This is a genomic window from Romboutsia sp. 13368 (assembly GCF_018336475.1).
GTDB lineage: Bacteria > Bacillota > Clostridia > Peptostreptococcales > Peptostreptococcaceae > Romboutsia.
The window spans coordinates 828,512-828,987 of sequence record NZ_CP048741.1; the positions used below are offsets into that span (position 1 = coordinate 828,512).

Here is a 476-nt window from a genome sequence, read left to right on the forward strand (position 1 = left end):
AAATTAGGTCGTATATCTTATAAAACAATATTAGGTTTCTTAGGTACATCTGTATTTGCACTAGTACTAGCTGGTGTATTTGGAATGACTGCACATAAACTTGGTTTATTTAATGTAAGTATAGATAACATAGCTTCAAGCGAAGGAAGTGTTGCAAATAATCCACTTTTAGTATTTGTACAAGCTATACCAAACAATATAACTTCAGTATTTGGAGATAATGGACGTGTTTTATCTATAGTATTCTTAGCTAGTGTTACTGGAATTTGTATTAATACTTTAGGAGATGAAATTTTAGTATTAAAGAAATTATTACAAGATATAAATAAGATAATAACTACTTTCTTAACATTTGTTATAACTAARTTTGRACCAATAGCWATATTTGTTTTAATAACAAGAACTTTTGCAATTTATGGTGTTGAACATTTAAAACCAGCACTTGCATATGTTGGTACTGCTACAATAGCTTTATT

Annotated in this window: 1 protein-coding gene; it reads left to right on the forward strand. The window is 27.7% G+C overall.

Going from position 1 to position 476, the window contains the following annotated elements:
• The coding region (locus G3997_RS03375) for a cation:dicarboxylate symporter family transporter (protein WP_296648103.1) at positions 1-476 on the forward strand (476 nt) is incomplete at both ends.